This window comes from Curtobacterium sp. VKM Ac-1395 (assembly GCF_015350975.1).
GTDB lineage: Bacteria > Actinomycetota > Actinomycetes > Actinomycetales > Microbacteriaceae > Curtobacterium.
In genome coordinates this window covers 815,821-835,157 of record NZ_JADKRX010000002.1, presented here as the reverse complement: position 1 = coordinate 835,157, position 19,337 = coordinate 815,821, and the positions used below count along the sequence as shown (strand labels likewise).

The following is a 19,337-nucleotide window of genomic DNA, read 5'->3' as shown; positions in this document are numbered from 1 at the left end:
GGTGCGGGTCCGTCACGGACCCGCACCGAGCCTCCTGGCTGATGCACCGGCGCTGCGCGCCGGACCGGCTACGCCTCGATGATCACCGGGACGATCATCGGACGGCGGCGGTGCTTCGTGTTCACCCAGCGGCCCACCGTGCGGCGGACGACCTGGCTGAACGCGTGCTGGTCGTGCGTGCCGTTGCCGGCCGCGTCGGCCAGGGCCTTGGCGATCTGCGGGCGGACGTCGTCGAAGACGGAGTCGTCCTCGGCGAACCCGCGCGAGGAGATCTCCGGCCCGATCACGCACTGCCCCGTGGTGAAGTCCAGGGCGCAGACGATCGAGATGAAGCCCTCTTCCGCCAGGACGCGGCGGTCCTTGAGGTCGGCGTCGGTGATCTCGCCCACGGTGGAGCCGTCGACGTAGACGTAGCCGATGTCGAGCTGGCCGACGACGCTCGCGAGACCGTCCTTGAGGTCGACGACGATGCCGTCCTGCCCGAGGATGACGTTGCGCGGCGGCACACCCGTCTGGATCGCGAGGTCGGCGTTCGCGTAGAGGTGGCGGTGCTCGCCGTGGACGGGCAGCACGTTGCGCGGACGCAGGATGTTGTAGCAGTACAGGAGCTCGCCGGCCGACGCGTGGCCGGAGACGTGCACCTTCGCGTTGCCCTTGTGGACGACCTTCGCGCCGAGCTTCGTCAGGCCGTCGATGACGCGGTAGACGGCGTTCTCGTTGCCCGGGATGAGCGAGGACGCCAGGATGACGGTGTCGCCCTCGCCGATCTCGATCTGGTGTTCGAGGTTCGCCATGCGGGCGAGGACGGCCATCGGCTCGCCCTGCGACCCCGTCGACATGTAGACGATCTGGTCGTCCGGGACGTTCTTGGCCTTCTTCGTGTCGATCAGCACGTTCTCCGGCACCCGCAGGTACCCGAGCTCGGCGGCGATCGTCATGTTGCGGATCATCGAGCGGCCCATGAACGCGACCTTGCGGTTCGCGGCCGCGGCGGCGTCGAGGACCTGCTGGACGCGGTGCACGTGCGAGGAGAAGCTCGCGACGACGACCTTCTTGCGCGCCCGCATGATGATGTTCTCCAGCACCGGGCCGATGTCGCGCTCCGGAGCGGTGAACCCTGGGACGTCGGCGTTGGTCGAGTCCGGCAGGAACAGGTCGACGCCGGCCTCGCCGAGCCGCGCGAAGGCGCGGAGGTCGGTGATGCGGTCGTCGAGCGGCAGCTGGTCCATCTTGAAGTCGCCGGTGTGCAGCACGCGCCCGGCGGGGGTGGTGATGGCGACGGCGAGGGCGTCCGGGATGGAGTGGTTCACCGCGACGAACTCGAGGTGGAACGGGCCCATCTGCTCGGTCTGGTCCTCGGCCACGACGAGCGTGTACGGCTTGATCCGGTGTTCCTTGAGCTTGGCCTCGACCAGCGCGAGGGTCAGCGTCGAGCCGATGAGCGGGATGTCCGCGCGGAGCTTCAGCAGGTACGGGACGGCGCCGATGTGGTCCTCGTGGCCGTGCGTGAGCACGACACCGAGGACGTCGTCGAGGCGGTCCCGGATCGGCGAGAAGTCGGGCAGGATCAGGTCGACGCCCGGCTGGTGCTCCTCGGGGAAGAGCACGCCGGCGTCGACGACGAGCAGCTTGCCCTCGTACTCGTAGACGGTCATGTTGCGACCGATCTCGCCGAGTCCCCCGATGGGGATGACACGGAGGGTGCCCGGCTCGAGGGGCTGGGGTTCGGAGACTTGCGTGGGCATTCGGTCCTGACTGCTTCGGCGGCGCGCACCCGCGCGCCGCGGTCGATCAACGGGTGGTGCCTGGCACCTTCGGAAGCGCACCGCCGGCGGCCGCGTTGCGGTCGGGGCGGAAGTTGGAGAAGTCGGCGCCGGGGATCCCGTGCACGGCTTCGAGCGAGGTCTCGATGGCGTACGCCTCGGAGTCCTCGGGGCCGACGAGCGGCAGACGGACGCGCGGGCTGCCGATGCGGCCGAGCCCGTGCAGGATGTACTTCGCGGCGACGGTGCCGGGCACGTGCGTCATGACGGCGCGCACGAGGGGCTCGAGGCGCTGGTGCTCCCGCGTGGCGGTCGCCAGGTCGCCGGCGTTCACGGCGTCGACGATCGTGCGGTACGGCGCGCTGGTGATGTTCGCGGTCACCCCGATCAGCCCGGTGGCACCGATGGACAGGTGCGGGAGGACGTTGGTGTCGTCCCCGGAGAAGTACATCAGGTCGGTGTTGTTCAGCACGCGGGAGACCTCGGCGAAGTCGCCCTTGGCGTCCTTCACGGCGAGGATGTTGGGGTGCTTCGACGCCCGGAGGATGGTGTCGTACGTGATGGGGATGCCCGTGCGTCCGGGGATGTCGTACAGGATCACCGGCAGGTCGGTGGCGTCCGCGATCATCCGGAAGTGGGTCAGCACGCCCGCCTGGGTCGGCTTGTTGTAGTACGGCGTGACGATCATCACGCCGTCGGCGCCGGCCCGCTCGCTCTGCTTGTAGAGGTGGATGGCGTGCGCGGTCTCGTTCGAGCCACCGCCCGTGATGATCTTCGCGCGACCGGCGGCGACGGACTTGCCGACCTCGACCAGACGGAGCTTCTCGGGGTCGGTGAGGGTCGAGGTCTCGCCGGTGGTGCCGGTCACGACGATGCCGTCGGCCCCGGCGGTGATGCAGTCGTCGATGTGCCGCTCGACGCCCGCCCAGTCGACTTCGCCGTCGGCGGTGAACGGGGTCACGAGGGCGACGAGGACCTGACCGAAGGGATTCTCACGCGTGGACACGGGAACCAGCGTACCGGGGATGCGCGTCGGAACGGCCGTCCGGACAGACGGTGACGGTCATGCTCGGCGGCGCCACTCGAGGAACCGGTGGCGCAGGCCCGCGCGGGACTCCTGCCACGGCCCGTCGTCGACGAGGTCCCAGCCGTCGTCGAGCACCGGCGCGACGGTGTCGCCGTCGACCTCGACGTCGATCACGGTCTCGGAGACCCGGTCGGCGAACGGCAGGGCCGCGGCGTACACCTGGCCACCGCCGATGACCCACACGGGCTCGTCGGTGTCGAGCGCCGCCGCGAGGTCGTGCACGACGACGGCCCCGTCGGCGCTCCACCCGGTGTCGCGGGTGAGCACGACGTTCCGGCGGCCGGGCAGCGGGCGGAAGCGCTCCGGGAGGGACTCCCAGGTCCGACGGCCCATCACGACGGTCGACGAACCGGTCACCTGGCGGAAGTGCGCGAGGTCCTCGGGGACGTGCCAGGGCATCCCGCCGTCGGCCCCGATGACTCCGCCCACGGAGCGTGCCCAGACCATGCCGATCCCCCGGACGGGCTCGACCCAGGTGCCGTCCGCCATCAGACCGCGACCGCGCCGGAGATCGCCGGGTGGTGGTGGTACCCGACGACGGTGAAGTCCTCGTACCGGTAGTCGTCGATGGAGTCCCGCGGGGCGAGCTCGAGCGTCGGGGGCGCGTACGCCGTGCGGGACAGCTGCTCGCGGACCTGCTCGACGTGGTTGTCGTAGATGTGGCAGTCGCCGCCGGTCCACACGAAGTCCCCGACCTGGAGCCCGGTCTGCGCGGCGATCATGTGCGTGAGCAGGGCGTAGGAGGCGATGTTGAACGGCACGCCGAGGAACATGTCCGCGCTCCGCTGGTAGAGCTGGCACGAGAGCTTGCCGTCGTTGACGTAGAACTGGAAGAACGCGTGGCAGGGCGCCAGGGCCATGTCCGGGATGTCCGCGACGTTCCACGCCGACACGATGAGCCGGCGGGAGTCGGGGTTGTCCTTGATCTGCTCGATCACCTGGGCGATCTGGTCGACGTGCGCACCCGACGGGGTCGGCCACGAGCGCCACTGCACGCCGTAGACCGGGCCGAGGTCGCCGTCGGCACCGGCCCACTCGTTCCAGATCCGCACGCCGTGCTCCTGCAGCCAGGTGGCGTTGCCGTCACCGCGGAGGAACCAGAGGAGCTCGTACGCGATCGACTTGAAGTGCACCCGCTTCGTCGTGACGAGCGGGAAGCCCTCGGACAGGTCGTAGCGGAGCTGCGCGCCGAAGACGCTGCGCGTCCCCGTGCCGGTGCGGTCGCCCTTGGGCGCGCCCTCGTCCAGCACACGCCGCAGGAGGTCCTCGTACGGGGTCGAGACGGAGGCGTCGGGCAGGACGGTCGCGGTGTCGGTCACCAGACGATCGTAAGCGCGACCACCCACACGCGCGAGACGCGGGGCGGGACGCGCGCCGAGCCTCCAGGCTGCTGAGTACCGTGGCAGCCATGGAGGCCCACATGGCGGAACAGCCGCTCTCGATCCTGGTGGCCGGCGCGTCCGGCTTCATCGGGACCCCCCTGGTCCGCGCGCTGCGCGAGGCCGGGCACCACGTGTCGACCCTGGTCCGACGCGAACCGCACACCCCCACCGAGTTCCGCTGGGCACCCGGGCAGCGGCCGCTCGACCCGGCCGTGCTCGACGGCGCGGACGTGGTCGTCAACCTCGCCGGGGCGAACATCGGCAAGCTCCCCTGGACGGACGCCTACAAGCAGGAGATCGAGCGCTCCCGCATCGACGCCACGAGCACGCTGGTCGAGGCCATGCGCCAGGCGACGACCCCGCCGCGCCTGTTCCTGTCCGGGTCAGCGTCAGGGGTCTACGGCGACCGACCCTCGGACGTGCTGCAGGACGACGCCGCGCCCGGCAGCGGGTTCCTCGCCGACGTCTGCACGGCGTGGGAGGCCGCTGCCACCGAGGCACCGGAGGGCGTCCGCGTCGTCCTGCTCCGCACCGGCATCGTCGTCGGCCAGGGTGGTGGCGCGCTCGCGCCGCTCATCCCGCTGACCCGCTTCGGCCTGGGCAGCCGGCTCGGCACGGGCGGCCAGTTCTGGCCGTGGATCGCGCTCGAGGACGAGGTGGGTGCGATCGTGCACCTCGCGACCGCCGCCTCGGCGTCGGAGGTCCGGGGCCCGGTGAACCTGGCCGGCCCGGAGCCCGCCGTCGCCGACCGCATCACCAAGCGCGTCGCGGAGGACCTGCACCGGCCGTACGTCTTCCGTCTGCCGGAGTTCGCACTGAAGGCGCTGCTGCGGGACGCGGCCGACGAGATGCTCCTGTCCAGCCAGCAGATGGTGCCGACGAAGCTGCTCGAGTCGGGCTACGTGTTCCGCTTCACGCAGGCCGAGATCGCGGTCGACGCCGCGTTCTAGCCCCTGGCGTGCGCGAGTGCGGTCCGCATGGCCGCCCGCGCACGCTTCCGGTCCCCCGCGGCGTCGTACACGACCCCGAGGCGGAACCAGGCACGCCAGTCGTCGGGTGCTGCCTCGACCTCGGCCTTGTACTGCGGGAAGAGGTCGTCCGCCGCGGCGCGGTCGGGACGCCCCGACGGTCGGAGGGGCACGACGTCGGCCGGTGTGCCGTGCTCGCGTTCGAGCCGGGCACCGAGCCGGGTGATCCGCAGGCCGAAGCGGAACTCCAGGACGAGCAGGAGCGCACCGATCACCGCGAAGACGGCGAGGGCGACCCCGATCGCGATGCCGATCGGCAGCCCGGTCGCGATGAACGCCACGGCGCGCTGCCCGACGAGCACGATGTAGAGCGCGAGCAGCAGGGCCATCAGGGCGGCGCCCCAGAACGGCGAACGGAGATGCATCGGCGCTCTCCGCTAGCCGATGCCGAGCACGGAGCCGAGGCCCACGGTGAGCCCGCGCATCGAGCCGACCGCCGCCAGCGCGGCACGGATGCCCGGGGCGTAGGCGACGTCGTCGGTGGTGTCGTGGCGGATCGTCAGGGTCTCCCCCGGGCCGCTCAGCACGACGTCCTGCAGCGCCTTGACGCCCGGCAGCCGCAGCGAGTGGATCGGCACGCTGGCGACCTGCTGGCCGCGGGCGCGCTGGTCGACGTGCGGCGCGTCGACGGGGCCGACCTCGCGCCGGGCCTCGGCGATGAGCTCGGCGGTGCGCACGGCCGTGCCGGACGGGGAGTCGACCTTGCCGGCGTGGTGGGTCTCGACGATCTCGATCGACGGGAACCACGGCGCGGCGATCGTGGCGAGGTGGGTGCCGAGGACCGACCCGATCGAGAAGTTCGGCACCACGAAGGCGCCCTGCTCCGGTCGGTCGGCCAGGGACGTCCGCAGCGACGCCAGCCGTGCGGCGGACCACCCCGAGGTGCCGACCAGGACGTTCGCGCCGCTCGCCAGGGCGTGCTCGACGATCGCGGGGCTGAGCGCCGGGACGGTGACGTCCACGACGACCGCTGCGCCGTTGAAGACCGCTGGCCCGGCTTCGTGGGCGTCGTCCTTCGACGACAGCCGGGCGACGAGCTCGAACTCGGGCAGGTCGTCCACCACGGCGGCCACGAGGCCCCCGAGACGACCGGTGGCGCCGACGACGGCGACGGGAGTGACCATGCGCCCATCCTAGGATCGACCCATGACCACCGATCGCATCCCGGTCACCGTGCGCACCGTCCCGGCGGACCTGCCGGAGGTCGACGCCCTGCTCGACGCCTACCTCGACGAGCGCGAGGCCACCTTCCCGAGCGCGCAGGGCTCCTACTCGCGCAAGCGCACACCGGCCGAGGAGTTCACCCCACCGCGCGGGGTGTTCGTCGTGGCGTACGACGGCGACACCCCCGTCGGGTGCGGCGGGCTGCGGCGGATCGCCGACGACGGGGACGACGTCCGGTACGAGGTCAAGCACGTGTTCGTGACGCCGGCGGGCCGCGGCCGCGGGGTCGCCACGGCCGTCATGGATGCCCTGGAGCAGGCCGGCGCGGCGTTCGGGGCGACGGCGGTCGTGCTCGACACGAACGACTCGCTCGCCGCCGCCGGCGCCATGTACCGGAGTCGGGGCTACGACCGCGTCGAGCCCTTCAACGACAACCCGAACGCGACCGCCTGGTACCGCCTGGGCGTCTGACCGCTAGAGCGGCTGCTCGACCGGCAGGCCGGTGCGGAGCTCGACCGGCAGGTGCGCCGTGTCGTTGAGCGTGACGAGCTCGGCGGGCTTCGCGGAGCGGATCCGGATCACGGTGAGCGCGGTGTGGGCGACGTTCGTCCCCATCCACCGCCACTCGGGTGCCTGGAAGACCTCGCGGACGAACCAGCCGATCACCGCGTTGTGCGTGATGACGAGGTCGTGGCGGTCCTGCATCGCCGGGGTGAACCACTCGGCCACGGCGTCGCCCATCTGGGCCTGGCCGGCGATGATCTCCTCCTCGGTGATCCCGCCGTAGAACTTCTTGTAGGCCGTGGGCATGTCGGGCGTCGGGCCGGACGGGATGCAGTCGAACAGCAGCGTCGACGGCTCGGGCTGGATCGCGGGCAGGCGCTGCGCCAGGAACGACGCGGTCTCGCTCGGGGCCTCGAGCGGCGAGTGGTACACGCCGTCGAAGGGCACGCCACCGAGGCGGTCGGCGATGAGCATCGACTGCCGCTTGCCGCGCTCGGACAGCTTGCCGTCGCGCAGGCCGTGCTCGGCGTCCTGGTGCTCGCCGTGTCGGACGAGGTAGAGGTAGTGCGACATCTCCGTCATCGACCGCCGGTGCCCAGAGCGGCCTCGAGCGCCGACCGCTCGACGTCGCCGACCACCGCGGTGATCGTCGGGCGGGTCAGCAGGTCGCGGGCCAGGTCCAGGACGTCGCCGGTGGTCACGCGGTCCACGCGCTCCAGCGCGGTGTCGAGGTCGGTGAACTCCCCGGTGCCGAGCTCGGCGCGACCGAGGCGGGTCATCCGGGCGTCCGAGTCCTCGAGCGAGAGCGTCAGCGCGCCCTCGATCTGGCCCTTCGCGCGGCGGAGTTCGTCCTCGGTGATGCCGGCGTCGACCATGCGGCGGAACTCGGCGTCGATGATGTCGACGACCCCGGCGACGTTGTCGGGCGCGCAGCCGGCGTAGACCCCGAAGGCACCGTTGTCGAGGTAGGCGGGGGCGAAGGAGGACACGGCGTACGCGAGCCCGCGGCGTTCACGGACCTCCTGGAACAGGCGTGAGCTCATGCCGCCGCCGAGGACGGCGTTGAGGACGCTGAGCACGGGACGCCGCTCGTCGCGGAGGTCGAGGCCCTGCGACCCGCGGAGCATGCTGACCTGCTCGGTCGGCCGGTGCACGACCGAGAGCTTCTCGGCGACCGGGTCGGCCACCGGCTTCGCGGTGCGACGGTCGACGGGCCGCGCGCGTCCGGCCGAGGAGAAGACCTCGTCCACCAGGGCGCAGAAGCGCTCGTGGTCCACGGCTCCGGCCGCGGTGATGACCAGGCCGTTCGGGGCGTAGTGCTCGGCGTAGTGCGCCATCACCTCGTCGCGCTGGACGGCGCGGATGCTCTCCGGCGTGCCACCGATCGGCCGGCCGAGCGCGTGCCCGTCGAACGCCGACGCGAAGAAGGCCTCCCCGGCGAGGTCGGCCGGGTCGTCCGCGGCCATCGCCAGTTCCTCGAGGATGACCCCGCGCTCGATGTCGAAGGCGGCAGGCTCGAGCACGGAGTTCGTCACCATGTCGCCGATGACGCGCACGGCCATCGGGACGTCGGCGTCCCGCACCCGGGCGTAGTAGCAGGTGTACTCCTTGGCCGTGGCGGCGTTGTGCTCGCCCCCGACCGAGTCGAACGCGACGGCGATGTCGAGCGCGCTCCTGGTGGTCGTGCCCTTGAAGAGCAGGTGTTCGAGGAAGTGCGTCGAGCCGAACTGCCCCGCGCGTTCGTCCCGCGACCCGACACCGACCCAGTACCCGATGCTCGTGGAGTGGGATGCCGGAACCGCCTCGGTCAGCACGCGTACGCCCGAGGGGAGCACGGTTCGGCGGACGAAGGATCCCCCGGACGTCAGGAACGACGTGTCCGGGGCCTCGAGGGGCAACGGCACTGGGTGGTTCATCGCGGTCGAGCCTACTGATGATCCAGCGCGGTCCTGCCAGCTTGTGCGTCTGGGCTCGTTGTGCCACGAACTGGGGTACAGAAATCGAGGACAGACCGACTCGTCTGTCTGTCCTCCTTCGTGCTACAGTGATGCATGCCGGATCGGAAGCCCCCGCTAGATGCCGATCCGGTGGCTCGGGACATCAGTCCTCGGCGGCACCGAGTTCCCCCACTCAGCCGCGGAGCCGATGACCACCGAGGAGCCATGCTGTGACGGTCGATTCCCCCCAACCGACCGTCCAGCGTCTCCTCGGGAAGAGCACCAGTGGCCTCGCGTCGCCGGACGGGTCGAGCGTCCCCCCGGCTCCCCGTTCCGGCGGCGCGAAGGTCCGCATCCTCGAGACCGCGAACCGGCTCTTCTACGAAGAGGGCATCCACAGCGTCGGCGTCGACCGTCTCATCTCCGAGGCCAGCGTCACGAAGGCGACGTTCTACAAGCACTACGGGTCCAAGGACAACCTGATCCTGGCCTACGTGCACACGCAGCACGACCGTGTGCAGCAGGCCTTCGACGCCCTGGTGGCGGACGCCGGCAGTGCCTCCGACGCCGTGCGCACCTGGGTCACCGCCGTGGCGGACGAGGTGAACGCGCCGACCTTCCGCGGCTGCGCGTTCCTGAACGCCGCGGCCGAGTACCACGACCCCCGCGACCAGATCCGGGTCGTCGTGGCCTCGCACCGCGACTGGTACACGGAGCGGCTCGCCGACCTGCTGCAGGACGCGGGCCACCCGCTGCCCGGCGACGGCGCCGACGAGCTGATGCTCGCCCGCGACGGCGCGATGTCCGGCGCGTACGCGGGCGACGCCATCGCGGCCACCGCCGCGCTCGGCCGCGTCGCCGAACGCGTCCTCGCCGGCTGACCCCGACCGGTTTCCGCGTCGCCCCTGGTGGACGCCCCCGTCCGGGGGTAGCTTCACCCCCACGGTCGACCAACCCGCCGACCGTGCCCGGCCGACCCGTTTCCCTGCAGCGTCGGCAGGGTCCGTGCTGCCAGCACGTCACGAGGACACCGATGTTCGACAACCGATTCATCCGTCACGCCATCGACCGGAGCGCCGAGAACGCTCTCGATCGACGTCGCTTCTTCGCAGCCGCCGGCGTCGCCGGCGCCTCAGCCGGCATCGCCGCGCTGGGCTCCTCGGTGCTCACCACCGACCGAGCCTCCGCCTCCCCCGCTGAGGACGGTGCCGTCTCCGACGCCGCCATCCTCAACTTCGCGCTCAACCTCGAGTACCTCGAGGCCGAGTTCTACCTCCGCGCCGTGTTCGGCACCGGACTGACCGCCAGCATGACCACCGGCATCGACCCCCAGGGGCCGGTCGTCGGCGGCAGCAAGGTGCCGTTCAAGACCGCGGCCATCCGCGGGATCGCGACCGAGATCGCCAACGACGAGCGCGCGCACGTGGCGTTCCTGCGGTCGGCGCTCGGTGGTGCGGCCGTCTCGCGCCCGAAGATCGACTTCACGAACGCCTTCACCGCGGCCGCCCGGGCCGCGGGCGTGGTCGGGCCGACGGGGACCTTCGACCCCTTCGCCAGCGAGGAGGCCTTCCTGCTCGGCGCCTACGTGTTCGAGGACGTCGGGGTCACCGCCTACAAGGGCGCGGCTCCGCTCATCACCAACAAGACGTACCTCAGCGCAGCGGCGGGCATCCTGGCCGTCGAGGCGTACCACGCGGGCATCATCCGCTCGAAGCTCTTCGACAAGGGGCTGCAGGTGCCGGCCAACAAGATCTCCGACGCCCGCGACTCGCTCGACGGGCCGACCGACGACGACCAGGGCATCACGACGTCCACCGGAGCGGTGAACTTCGTCCCGACGGACGCCAACTCGTTGGCGTACGGCCGCACCGCGGAGCGCGTGCTCAACATCGTGTTCCTCACCCCGAACCAGATCGACAAGGGCGGCTTCTTCCCCGAGGGCGTCAACGGCGCCATCGTGGCGAGCGGCAACCCCGGGAGCGCGACCGGCCCGGCCTGATCCGCGACGGTCGCGGTGAGCGCGACCACCAGGACGGGAGGCCCGGTGCCAGCTGGCACCGGGCCTCTCCCCTGTCTCCCGGTCACCACCAGTGCCTCCCGGTCACCACCAGGGCCCGGGTGGTTGCCTGGGGACATGGCCAACGACCCGCTCTGGCGCCTCCCCGAGGTGCCCTCCTTCTCCCTCACCAGCACCGACTTCACCGACGGCGGCGAACTGCCCACGTCGGCGCGCGGCTCCGACGTCGGCGGTGACGACCGCTCCCCCGCCCTCGCCTGGACCGGCGCCCCCGAGGGCACGAAGAGCTACGTGCTCACCGTGTACGACCCCGACGCGCCGACCGGTTCGGGCTTCTGGCACTGGAGCCTCACCGACATCCCGGCGTCCGCGACCGAGCTGGCCGCTGGTGCCGGCACGGACGACGCGCTGCTGCCGGCCGAGGCGCTCCGCCGCCGCAACGAGTTCGGCACGGACACGTTCCTCGGTGCCGCCCCGCCCGCCGGACACGGCTCGCACCGCTACGTCTTCACGCTGAGCGCCCTCGACGTGCCCGTGCTCGAGGCCCCGGCCGACGCCACCCCCGCGGTCGTCGGGTTCGTCCTCCGCGAGCACGTCATCGGGCGTGCACAGCTCACCGGCACGCAGGAGACCCCCGCGGGCTGAGCATCCGCACCCCGCAACGCGGAACGGCCGCCACTCCAGCAGGAGTGGCGGCCGTTCGGTCGTGCTGGGGCTCAGCCCTCGGCGGGAGCCTCGGCGTGCGACCCGTGGTCGTCGCGACCGTCGGTGTCGACGTCGTCGGCCACGACCGGCGCGAGCGAGAGCTTGCCGCGGTCGTCCACCTTGGTGACCTCGACCAGGATCTTCTGGCCGACGCCCAGGACGTCCTCGACGTTCTCCACGCGCTTGCCACCGGCGAGCTTGCGGACCTCGGAGACGTGGAGCAGACCGTCACGGCCCGGGAGCAGCGACACGAAGGCGCCGAACGTGGCGATCTTCACGACGGTGCCGAGGAACTGGTCCCCGATCTCCGGGTTGGTCGGGTTCGCGATCGCGTTGACCTGCGCACGCGCGGCCTCGGCGGACGGACCGTCGACGGCACCGATGTAGACCGTGCCGTCGTCCTCGATCGAGATGTCGGCACCGGTGGTGTCCTGGATCCCGTTGATCGTCTTGCCCTTCGGGCCGATCAGCTCGCCGATCTTGTCGACGGGGATCTGCACCGAGATGACGCGCGGAGCGGTGTCGGCCATCTCGTCGGGGCCGTCGATCGCCTCGTTCAGCACACCGAGGATGGCCGAGCGGGCCTCCTTGGCCTGCTTCAGCGCGGCGTCGAGCACCGACGACGGGATGCCGTCGAGCTTGGTGTCGAGCTGGATCGCGGTGACGAACTCGGACGTGCCGGCGACCTTGAAGTCCATGTCACCGAGGGCGTCCTCGGCTCCGAGGATGTCGGTCAGCGCCGCGTAGCGGGTCTGGCCGTCGACGGTGTCGGACACCAGGCCCATGGCGATGCCGGCGACGGGGGCCTTGAGGGGCACACCGGCGTTGAGCAGCGACAGGGTCGAGGCGCAGACGGACCCCATCGAGGTCGAGCCGTTCGAGCTGAGCGCCTCGGAGACCTGACGGATGGCGTACGGGAACTCGTCACGCGACGGCAGCACCGGCACGAGGGCGCGCTCGGCGAGGAAGCCGTGCCCGATCTCGCGACGCTTCGGCGAACCCACGCGGCCGGTCTCACCGGTCGAGTAGGGCGGGAAGTTGTAGTGGTGCAGGTAGCGCTTCTTCGTGATGGGCGACAGCGAGTCGATCTGCTGCTCCATCTTGAGCATGTTCAGCGTGGTGACGCCGAGGATCTGCGTCTCGCCGCGCTGGAACACCGCGGAACCGTGGACGCGCGGGATCACGGCGACCTCGGCGTCGAGCGGACGGATGTCGGCGAGGCCGCGGCCGTCCATGCGGACCTGCTCGGTCAGGATGCGGCCGCGGACGACCTTCTTCGTGACCGACTTGTACGCGGCGCTGACCTGGCTGTTGGCGACCTCGGGCAGCGTGCCCGCGGTGACCTGCTCGGCGATGGCGGCCTTGACGCGCGACTTGAGCGCGTCGTCGGCGTCCTGACGCTCGGTCTTCGCGGCGATCTTGTAGACGTCACCGAGCTCGGCGAGCGCGATGGACTCGACGGCGGCGTAGACCTCGTCGGCGTACGGCGGGAAGACCGGGTAGTCCTGGATCTCCTTGGCCGACTGCGCGGCGAGCTTGGCCTGGGCCTCGACGAGGGACTTGAGGAACGGCTTCGCCGCCTCGAGACCCTGCGCGACGACGGCCTCGTCGGGCTTGGTGGCGCCGCCCTGGATGAGGTCCCAGCTGTGCTCGGTGGCCTCGGCCTCGACCATCATGATCGCGACGTCCTCGTTGCCCGCGTCGTCCGTGACGACACGGCCGGCGACGGTGAGGTCGAAGACGGCCTCGGCGAGCTGCGACGCCTTCGGGAACGCGACCCACTGGTCACCGATGAGCGCGAGGCGCACACCGGCGATCGGGCCGGAGAACGGCAGACCGGAGATCTGCGTCGACGCGGACGCGGCGTTGATGGCCAGCGCGTCGTAGAACTCGTCCGGGGCGATGCTCAGGACGGTGATGACGATCTGGACCTCGTTGCGGAGACCGTCGACGAACGACGGGCGCAGCGGCCGGTCGATGAGCCGGCAGACGAGGATCGCCTCGGTGCTCGGGCGGCCTTCGCGGCGGAAGAACGAGCCGGGGATCTTGCCGGCGGCGTAGGAACGCTCCTCGACGTCGACCGTCAGCGGGAAGAAGTCGAAGCCCTCCCGCGGGTGCTTGCCGGCGCTGGTGGCCGACAGCAGCATGGTCTCTTCGTCCAGGTACGCAGCGACGGCACCCTGTGCCTGCTGCGCGAGACGACCGGTCTCGAACCGGACCGTCCTGGTGCCGTAGCGACCGTTGTCGATGGTCGCTTCAGCGAACTTGATCTCGGGACCCTCCAAGAGGATGCCTCCTTGCGTCTGTGGTGCAGCAGACCCGGCCTCGGGCACACGTGTGTGCACGTGCGCTCCACGACGCGGAACGCATGCCTGGCCAGCAGTAGAAGCAGTCGGGAGCGATCGGCCCGCATGCCACCACCGATGACCAGCTTCGTGCCGGTCTGCGTGCGATGTTGTGTGGCGTCTCGGGAAACGGTCCCCGGACGCCCTGACTTTAGCATTCAGCAGTGCATCGGCGGCGAGGCTGGCGGCGAACGGGCGTGTCCTCGGTACCCTGCCCTCATGCGTCGTGTTCCTGGAAGACGCGTACTCGTCGCGGCCGTCGTGGTCGTGGGTGCGCTCGTCGGCCCCCTCGTGACCGCGGTGCCGGCCAGTGCCACCGAGTACCCGAGCTGGCAGGACGTCCAACAGGCCAAGGGCAACGAGACCGCCAAGCGGGCCGAGGTGCAGCGCGTCGAGGTCGCACTCCGGTCGGCGCAGGCGGACGCCGCCGCCACGTCGCAGGACGCGCTCGACGCCTCCGCGGTCGCCGCGCAGGCCGAGGCGGACCTGCAGGCGGCCACCCAGGCCGCCACGAGCCTCCAGGCTCAGGCCGACGCCGCCAGGGCGACCGCCGAGCGCGCGCGCACGCGGGCCGGACAGCTCGCCGCGAGTCTCTACCGGGACGGCTCGGGCGACCAGATGACCACCAGGATCGCCACGACGAAGGACCCGAACCAGCTGCTCTACCAGCTCGGGGCCATCGACCAGCTCACGACGACGTGGTCCGGCGTGATGGACGACGCCTCCGTCGCGGCGGGGACGGCGTCGTCGCTCGGCGACCAGGCGCGACGGGCCGAGTCCGAGCGGGCGTCCCTCGCCGCGGCGGCCGAGACGAAGGCGACCGCGGCGAAGACCGCCGAGGACCGGGCCGACCGCGCCGTGGCGTCCACCGAGTCGCACAGCACCGAGCTGTACGCGCAGCTGGCCTCGCTGCAGGACACCACCGCCGAGACGGAACGCCGGTACGCGGTCGGGCGCGCCGTCGCCGCCCAGGCGGCAGCGCAGGCCGCAGCAGCCCGGGCCGCGGCACAGGCCACCGCGGCCGCGCAGGCGTCCGCCAGCACCCCGGTCGCCGCGGCGCCCGGCAACGCCTACCCGGACACCGGCGGCGTCACCGTCGACCCTGCGGCCGCGCAGGCCTACGCCCGCAGCGTGCTCGGCAGCTACGGCTGGGGCGACGACCAGTTCGGGTGCCTGGTGTCCCTCTGGACGCAGGAGTCCGGCTGGCGCGCGAACGCCCTCAATGCCTCGAGCGGTGCCTACGGGATCCCCCAGGCCCTGCCGGCGTCGAAGCTCGCCGCTGCCGGCGCCGACTGGCGGACCAACCAGGACACCCAGGTCAACTGGGGCCTGGCCTACATCAAGAGCAGCTACGGCACCCCGTGCGGGGCGTGGAACCACGAGATGAGCGTCGACCCGCACTGGTACTGACGCGCCGGCTCGGCAGGGCGGTCAGTGCCCGAGTCCGCCGAGCAGGCTCGCGAAGTCGGTGACCTCCGGCAGGGCGGTCGCGTCCTGCCGCACCCGACGGGAGGCCCCGATCATCCAGGCGAGGTCGGCACCGGCCCGGCGGATGCGTCCGTCCAGAGCCGCCTGGTCGCCGTCCGTGCCCCAGTCGTCCGTCGCGGCGAACACACCGGTGGGCACGACGGCCGCGCGGAGGTAGGCGAACACGGGGCGCATGCCGTGCTCGATCGCGAGCGAGTGGCGGGACGTGCCACCCGTCGCCGCGAGGAGGACCGGCATGTCGGTCAGGGCGTCCGTGTCCAGGACGTCGAGGAACGACTTCGCCAGGCCGCTCATGCCGGCGGTGAAGACGGGCGAGACGAACACGACGGCGTCGGCCTCGAGGACCGCGGCCGTGGCGGCAGCGAGGGCCGGCGCCTGGAACCGGGTGAGCATCGCGTCCGTGATCTCGTGGGCCAGCGGACGCAGGTCGACGTGCACGACGCGGGGCGCGCCTCCGTGCTGTGCCTGGAGCGCGGCGACGGCGGACTCGGCCAGGCGGTCGGCGAGGAGACGTGTCGAGGACGGCTCGGAGAGCCCGGCGGAGACGACGGCGATGGTGGTCATGGGATCTCCCGATCTTTCAATGCGTTTGCATGAACACTGTACTGAACTCGGGAGGTCGTGTGCGCATTCCCGCCGCCCTGCCGACCGGGAACGAAGAACGCCCCGGTCCTCACGAGGAGGGCCGGGGCGTTCGGTCAAGCGGTGCGGCGACGACTAGCGGCGCAGGCCGAGACGCTCGATGAGCGCACGGTAGCGGGCGATGTCGACGTTCGAGAGGTAGCCGAGGAGGCGGCGACGCTGGCCGACCATGAGCAGCAGACCACGACGCGAGTGGTGGTCGTGCTTGTGCTCCTTGAGGTGCTCGTTCAGGTCGTTGATGCGACGCGTCAGAACGGCGACCTGGACCTCGGGGGATCCGGTGTCGCCCGGGTGGGTCGCGTACTCTTCGATGATCTCCTGCTTGACCTGTGCATCAAGTGCCATGGTGATCCCCTTCTGTCCGTTGCGCGGTGCCCATGCCTGATGCATGAGCGCTCTTTGTCCGCGGCCGTTCGACGGCAACCTGGAGAGCCTACCAGAGCAGCGGACCGCCGAGGAGCCCAGCTGGGTCAGACCGTGCGGGCGCGCAGCCGCCGGCGGCGGGGTGCCGGCAGCAGGCTGCGGACGAAGCCGACGAGCGTGGCGCCGAGGAGTCCGCCGAGGCCGTTCGAGAGGACGTCACGCGGGTCGGACACGCGGTACGGCAGCAGGGCTCCCTGGGCGAGCTCGATGCCCGCGGACAGTGCGACCGCGACGACGGCCGCGAGGAACCACCAGCGCCGCGGCAACCACATCGCCGCGATCATGCCGACGGGGACGAACATCGCGATGTTGGCGAGGAACTCGGTGCGGTCGTAGGTCAGCCACGACCCGTGTGGCAGGTGCTGTGCCCACGCGATGGCGTGCAGGACGAGGGAGTTCTCCGCCGAGGTGAACACGTGCGGTGTCAGCGTCATCCGCCAGATCACCCAGGCGTAGGCCGCCGTGAGGGCGAGCAGGAGGAGTTTCCGGAGCATCCGGACAGTGTGGGGCACCGTCCTGCGCGGCACCTGGAGCGCTCCTGGGCAGCAGCGGCGGCGATGCTGGGCGATCGCCGGTGCGGGGTGGCCGAGGAGGCCGACGGGATGGAAGCATGGGCATCGTCGCGACGCGCGGTGGTGACCAGGGAGGACCGCTCGATGCCGGACCAGCAGCTGCCACCGGACGACCACGTGCCCACGCTGCGTCGCCCACCGAGTGCCACGCGCCAGTGGGCGTGGATCGGCGGGGCCGCCGCGGTCGTCGTCGCGGTGGTCGTCGGGGTCGCCCTCTGGCTGCCGACCGTGCCGAACGGGCCGGACGGCCGCCGGATCGTCGAGCGGGAGAGCGCTGCGCAGGCCTTCCCCGGCGGACTCGCCCGACAGCCGGCCAGCGAGAACCAGCCCGGCCGCCGCGAGACCCAGGCACGTGCGGACGGCGACACCACCACCGCGCAGCGGATCGCCGTCATCGCCGACGAACCGATCGCGACCTGGCTCACGGACCCCTCCGTCACGACGACCCGCGAGACCGTCCGGGAGGTCGTGGCGAACGCCCGCCGGCAGGACAAGACCCCGGTGTTCGTGCTGTACACCATCCCCGACCGGGACTGCGGCCACTACTCGAAGGGCGGCTCCACCCCGGCGGAGTACCTGCCGTGGATCCGGTCGGTCGTGCGGGCAGCGGCGGGGTCGCACGCGGTCGTGCTCGTCGAACCCGACGCGATCGCGCAGATCCACGTCTGCAAGCGCCTGTCGGACTCCCGGTTGCCACTGCTCCGCAAGGCCGTGGACGAGCTCAGCGGGCACGGGCTGACCGTGTACCTCGACGGCGGGAACGAGAACCGCGTGCCGACCGCCACGATGGCCGGGTGGCTGCGGCAGGCCGGGGTCGACCGGACGCAGGGCTTCTTCACGAACGTGTCGAACTTCTACCGCGTCGACCAGGAACGTGCCTACGCCGACCGGCTCGCCGACGCCGTCGGCGGCGACCCGCACTTCGTCATCGACGTGTCCCGCAACGGCCGCGGGTGGCTCGGCACCTGGTGCAACCCGGAGGGCGCGGGGCTCGGGCAGTCGCCGCACGTGACTGCTGGTTCCTCGCGGCTGGACGCCCTGCTCTGGGTCAAGACGCCCGGGCTGAGCGACGGCACCTGCAACGGCGGGCCGGCAGCCGGGCAGTGGTGGGAGTCCTACGCGCTCGACCTGGTCGAGAACCGGAAGGACGGCGACGGCTGACGCGAGTGTCGGTGCCGAGGGGTTGCATGGCTGCCATGACCGCTGCCCCGCTCCGCTCCGTCGTCCCGCCGTACCTGCTGCGCGCCATCGCCGACGCGCCGACCGACGCGTTCCCCCGTGCCACCCCGGCGGCACGGACGGCGCTGGCGTCACTCGACGCCGTCCAAGCACCGAAGACCAGGTCCCTGCGTCCGCCGCGCACCGCCACCGCGCCGGATGCGTCACCGCAGCGCACCATCGCTGACGCACACGGCACGACCACGCTGCCGGGCACCGTCGTCCGGAGCGAGGGCGCACCCGACACCGGCGACGCCGCCGTGGACGAGGCCTACGCGGGGCTCGGTGCCACGCACGCGTTCTGGCTCGACGTCTTCGGGCGGGTTTCGATCGACGGCGCGGGGCTCCCCCTCGACGCCACCGTGCACTACGGGCAGGACTACGACAACGCGTACTGGGACGGCTCCCGGATGGTCTTCGGCGACGGGGACGGCGAGGTCTTCACCCGCTTCACCATCGCGCTCGACGTCATCGGCCACGAGCTCACCCACGGGGTCACCCAGTACACCGCCGACCTGACGTACCAGGGGCAGTCCGGGGCGCTGAACGAGTCGGTCAGCGACGTCTTCGGGTCCCTCGTGGCGCAGTACACCGCCGGGCAGACCGCTGCCGAGGCCAGCTGGCTCATCGGCGAGGGCCTCTTCACGCCCGCCGTGCACGGGGTCGCACTCCGCTCGATGCGGGCTCCGGGCACCGCGTACGACGACCCGGTGCTCGGCAAGGACCCGCAGCCGGCGACGATGGCCGACTACGTCGAGACCGAGGACGACGCCGGCGGGGTGCACACGAACTCCGGCATCCCGAACCACGCGTTCTTCCTCGCCGCCACGGCGATCGGCGGGAACGCCTGGGAGGGTGCCGGCGCGGTGTGGTGGGACACCCTGACCGCGGCCGAGGTGACGGCGTCGATCGACTTCGCCGGCTTCGCCCGGGTCACCGTGTCCGCGGCCGACGCCCGCTTCGGGTCCGGCTCGCAGCAGTCGGTCGCGGTCGCGGATGCCTGGCGCACGGTGGGTGTGCTCGACTGACCGCCCGGGCAGCGGACGGCCCGGCGTAGGGTCG

At 71.6% G+C, this 19,337-nt stretch carries 20 protein-coding genes; 8 read left to right on the top strand and 12 right to left on the bottom strand.

The genetic code is table 11. The annotated features are described in order from the left end of the window. Positions 1-68 precede the first annotated feature (68 nt). From ITJ68_RS08510 to ITJ68_RS08495, 4 genes are read right to left on the bottom strand one after another with little or no spacing between them, the layout of a single operon-like run. A complete protein-coding gene (locus tag ITJ68_RS08510) occupies positions 69-1,745 on the bottom strand; it encodes a ribonuclease J (protein ID WP_194660780.1) in 1,677 nt (558 codons plus the stop codon). A 46-nt stretch (positions 1,746-1,791) separates the two neighbouring features. Then, positions 1,792-2,769 carry a 4-hydroxy-tetrahydrodipicolinate synthase gene (gene dapA, locus ITJ68_RS08505; protein WP_194660779.1) on the bottom strand — a complete coding sequence of 326 codons (978 nt, stop codon included), beginning with the start codon at positions 2,767-2,769 and terminating at the stop codon, positions 1,792-1,794. 57 nt (positions 2,770-2,826) lie between these two features. Further along, entirely contained in the window at positions 2,827-3,339 is a 513-nt protein-coding gene (locus tag ITJ68_RS08500) for a dihydrofolate reductase (protein WP_194660778.1), read from the bottom strand. Beyond that, the gene (locus ITJ68_RS08495; RefSeq protein WP_268096834.1) at positions 3,339-4,169 is read right to left on the bottom strand and encodes a thymidylate synthase; all 831 of its coding nucleotides are present in this window, start codon (positions 4,167-4,169) and stop codon (positions 3,339-3,341) included. The genes ITJ68_RS08500 and ITJ68_RS08495 overlap by 1 nt, the downstream gene beginning before the upstream one ends. 89 nt (positions 4,170-4,258) lie before the next feature. Between ITJ68_RS08495 and ITJ68_RS08490 the strand changes: the two genes are divergently transcribed. Further along, positions 4,259-5,182, top strand: a complete 924-nt coding sequence (locus ITJ68_RS08490) for a TIGR01777 family oxidoreductase (RefSeq protein WP_228504868.1) — start codon at positions 4,259-4,261, stop codon at positions 5,180-5,182. Here the strand turns inward: ITJ68_RS08490 and ITJ68_RS08485 are convergent. Next, positions 5,179-5,625, bottom strand: a complete 447-nt coding sequence (locus ITJ68_RS08485; protein WP_194660777.1) for a hypothetical protein — start codon at positions 5,623-5,625, stop codon at positions 5,179-5,181. The two genes, ITJ68_RS08490 and ITJ68_RS08485, sit on opposite strands and share 4 nt — an antisense overlap. Before the next feature lie 12 nt (positions 5,626-5,637). Then, on the bottom strand, positions 5,638-6,384 hold the full coding sequence (gene dapB / locus ITJ68_RS08480; RefSeq protein WP_194660776.1) for a 4-hydroxy-tetrahydrodipicolinate reductase: 747 nt from the start codon (positions 6,382-6,384) through the stop codon (positions 5,638-5,640). A gap of 22 nt (positions 6,385-6,406) precedes the next feature. Between dapB and ITJ68_RS08475 the strand changes: the two genes are divergently transcribed. Beyond that, positions 6,407-6,895 carry a GNAT family N-acetyltransferase gene (locus ITJ68_RS08475; protein ID WP_194660775.1) on the top strand — a complete coding sequence of 163 codons (489 nt, stop codon included), beginning with the start codon at positions 6,407-6,409 and terminating at the stop codon, positions 6,893-6,895. A gap of 3 nt (positions 6,896-6,898) precedes the next feature. On the opposite strand, the gene ITJ68_RS08470 is transcribed toward ITJ68_RS08475, so the two are convergent. Both ITJ68_RS08470 and ITJ68_RS08465 read right to left on the bottom strand, forming a co-directional pair. Next, positions 6,899-7,501: a histidine phosphatase family protein gene (locus ITJ68_RS08470; protein WP_194628142.1), complete on the bottom strand. Its 603-nt coding sequence runs from the start codon at positions 7,499-7,501 to the stop codon at positions 6,899-6,901. Between the two features lie 5 nt (positions 7,502-7,506). Then, positions 7,507-8,844: a M16 family metallopeptidase gene (locus ITJ68_RS08465; protein ID WP_194660774.1), complete on the bottom strand. Its 1,338-nt coding sequence runs from the start codon at positions 8,842-8,844 to the stop codon at positions 7,507-7,509. 251 nt (positions 8,845-9,095) lie between these two features. Between ITJ68_RS08465 and ITJ68_RS08460 the strand changes: the two genes are divergently transcribed. The 3 genes from ITJ68_RS08460 to ITJ68_RS08450 all read left to right on the top strand — a co-directional run bounded on the left by ITJ68_RS08460 (position 9,096) and on the right by ITJ68_RS08450 (position 11,527). After that, positions 9,096-9,746: a TetR/AcrR family transcriptional regulator gene (locus ITJ68_RS08460; RefSeq protein ID WP_194660773.1), complete on the top strand. Its 651-nt coding sequence runs from the start codon at positions 9,096-9,098 to the stop codon at positions 9,744-9,746. Between the two features lie 152 nt (positions 9,747-9,898). Beyond that, on the top strand, positions 9,899-10,864 hold the full coding sequence (locus tag ITJ68_RS08455; protein ID WP_194660772.1) for a ferritin-like domain-containing protein: 966 nt from the start codon (positions 9,899-9,901) through the stop codon (positions 10,862-10,864). A gap of 135 nt (positions 10,865-10,999) precedes the next feature. Further along, complete coding sequence (locus ITJ68_RS08450) at positions 11,000-11,527, top strand: YbhB/YbcL family Raf kinase inhibitor-like protein (protein WP_194660771.1); 528 nt, start codon at positions 11,000-11,002, stop codon at positions 11,525-11,527. A 71-nt stretch (positions 11,528-11,598) separates the two neighbouring features. On the opposite strand, the gene ITJ68_RS08445 is transcribed toward ITJ68_RS08450, so the two are convergent. After that, positions 11,599-13,872 carry a polyribonucleotide nucleotidyltransferase gene (locus ITJ68_RS08445; protein ID WP_194660770.1) on the bottom strand — a complete coding sequence of 758 codons (2,274 nt, stop codon included), beginning with the start codon at positions 13,870-13,872 and terminating at the stop codon, positions 11,599-11,601. 279 nt (positions 13,873-14,151) lie between these two features. Here ITJ68_RS08445 and ITJ68_RS08440 point away from each other — a divergent pair, with 279 nt between their 5' ends. After that, the gene (locus ITJ68_RS08440) at positions 14,152-15,342 is read left to right on the top strand and encodes a hypothetical protein (RefSeq protein ID WP_194660769.1); all 1,191 of its coding nucleotides are present in this window, start codon (positions 14,152-14,154) and stop codon (positions 15,340-15,342) included. Between the two features lie 21 nt (positions 15,343-15,363). On the opposite strand, the gene ITJ68_RS08435 is transcribed toward ITJ68_RS08440, so the two are convergent. The 3 genes from ITJ68_RS08435 to ITJ68_RS08425 form a co-directional block, all read right to left on the bottom strand. Further along, positions 15,364-15,984 carry a CE1759 family FMN reductase gene (locus tag ITJ68_RS08435; protein ID WP_194660768.1) on the bottom strand — a complete coding sequence of 207 codons (621 nt, stop codon included), beginning with the start codon at positions 15,982-15,984 and terminating at the stop codon, positions 15,364-15,366. 153 nt (positions 15,985-16,137) lie between these two features. Further along, a complete protein-coding gene (gene rpsO / locus ITJ68_RS08430) occupies positions 16,138-16,407 on the bottom strand; it encodes a 30S ribosomal protein S15 (RefSeq protein WP_123653908.1) in 270 nt (89 codons plus the stop codon). A 125-nt stretch (positions 16,408-16,532) separates the two neighbouring features. Further along, complete coding sequence (locus tag ITJ68_RS08425) at positions 16,533-16,979, bottom strand: VanZ family protein (protein WP_194660767.1); 447 nt, start codon at positions 16,977-16,979, stop codon at positions 16,533-16,535. A 162-nt stretch (positions 16,980-17,141) separates the two neighbouring features. Between ITJ68_RS08425 and ITJ68_RS08420 the strand changes: the two genes are divergently transcribed. After that, a complete protein-coding gene (locus tag ITJ68_RS08420) occupies positions 17,142-18,218 on the top strand; it encodes a glycoside hydrolase family 6 protein (protein ID WP_194660766.1) in 1,077 nt (358 codons plus the stop codon). A gap of 35 nt (positions 18,219-18,253) precedes the next feature. Beyond that, a complete protein-coding gene (locus ITJ68_RS08415) occupies positions 18,254-19,303 on the top strand; it encodes a M4 family metallopeptidase (protein WP_194660859.1) in 1,050 nt (349 codons plus the stop codon). Positions 19,304-19,337: the final 34 nt, after the last annotated feature.

Bases quoted from the DNA above. Each gene is read 5' to 3' on its own strand.
- ITJ68_RS08450 (WP_194660771.1), top strand. From the start codon at position 11,000: ATGGCCAACGACCCGCTCTGGCGCCTCCCCGAGGTGCCCTCCTTCTCC.
- ITJ68_RS08465 (WP_194660774.1), bottom strand. From the start codon at position 8,844: ATGAACCACCCAGTGCCGTTGCCCCTCGAGGCCCCGGACACGTCGTTC.
- ITJ68_RS08455 (WP_194660772.1), top strand. From the start codon at position 9,899: ATGTTCGACAACCGATTCATCCGTCACGCCATCGACCGGAGCGCCGAG.
- dapB (WP_194660776.1), bottom strand. From the start codon at position 6,384: ATGGTCACTCCCGTCGCCGTCGTCGGCGCCACCGGTCGTCTCGGGGGC.
- ITJ68_RS08490 (WP_228504868.1), top strand. From the start codon at position 4,259: ATGGAGGCCCACATGGCGGAACAGCCGCTCTCGATCCTGGTGGCCGGC.
- ITJ68_RS08475 (WP_194660775.1), top strand. From the start codon at position 6,407: ATGACCACCGATCGCATCCCGGTCACCGTGCGCACCGTCCCGGCGGAC.
- ITJ68_RS08415 (WP_194660859.1), top strand. From the start codon at position 18,254: ATGACCGCTGCCCCGCTCCGCTCCGTCGTCCCGCCGTACCTGCTGCGC.
- ITJ68_RS08425 (WP_194660767.1), bottom strand. From the start codon at position 16,979: ATGCTCCGGAAACTCCTCCTGCTCGCCCTCACGGCGGCCTACGCCTGG.
- ITJ68_RS08500 (WP_194660778.1), bottom strand. From the start codon at position 3,339: ATGGCGGACGGCACCTGGGTCGAGCCCGTCCGGGGGATCGGCATGGTC.
- ITJ68_RS08510 (WP_194660780.1), bottom strand. From the start codon at position 1,745: ATGCCCACGCAAGTCTCCGAACCCCAGCCCCTCGAGCCGGGCACCCTC.
- ITJ68_RS08470 (WP_194628142.1), bottom strand. From the start codon at position 7,501: ATGTCGCACTACCTCTACCTCGTCCGACACGGCGAGCACCAGGACGCC.
- ITJ68_RS08440 (WP_194660769.1), top strand. From the start codon at position 14,152: ATGCGTCGTGTTCCTGGAAGACGCGTACTCGTCGCGGCCGTCGTGGTC.
- rpsO (WP_123653908.1), bottom strand. From the start codon at position 16,407: ATGGCACTTGATGCACAGGTCAAGCAGGAGATCATCGAAGAGTACGCG.
- ITJ68_RS08420 (WP_194660766.1), top strand. From the start codon at position 17,142: ATGCCGGACCAGCAGCTGCCACCGGACGACCACGTGCCCACGCTGCGT.
- ITJ68_RS08435 (WP_194660768.1), bottom strand. From the start codon at position 15,984: ATGACCACCATCGCCGTCGTCTCCGCCGGGCTCTCCGAGCCGTCCTCG.
- ITJ68_RS08485 (WP_194660777.1), bottom strand. From the start codon at position 5,625: ATGCATCTCCGTTCGCCGTTCTGGGGCGCCGCCCTGATGGCCCTGCTG.